At 49.2% G+C, this 254-nt stretch carries 1 pseudogene; it reads left to right on the top strand.

Going from position 1 to position 254, the window contains the following annotated elements:
* A pseudogene (locus UQ64_RS31480) lies at window positions 1-254 on the top strand (IS110 family RNA-guided transposase); the annotation flags it as partial.

The following is a 254-nucleotide window of genomic DNA, read 5'->3' as shown; positions in this document are numbered from 1 at the left end:
GACACGGTTACCAAACGCCTTAACAGTGCCGTTAACCAGATTCATCGCTGGGTAGATATTGTGTTCCCAGAACTTCGGCATGTCTTCAAAATTCTCACCTGCACTAGTAGCATTGCCACCTTAAGGCTGTTTCCTCTCCCGAAAGAAATTAGCCGCTTAACGACAGAGCAAGTCATTGCTGGCTGGAAGCAATATGTGAAGCGTCATGCGGGTTTGCGGCGGGCCGAGCAGCTTATTACACTAGCTAAACGCAG

This window comes from Paenibacillus etheri (assembly GCF_001012825.1).
GTDB classification, from domain to species: domain Bacteria; phylum Bacillota; class Bacilli; order Paenibacillales; family Paenibacillaceae; genus Paenibacillus_AQ; species Paenibacillus_AQ etheri.
The sequence above is the reverse complement of the archived record's forward strand: the minus strand, read 5'-3'. Positions and strand labels throughout refer to the sequence as shown.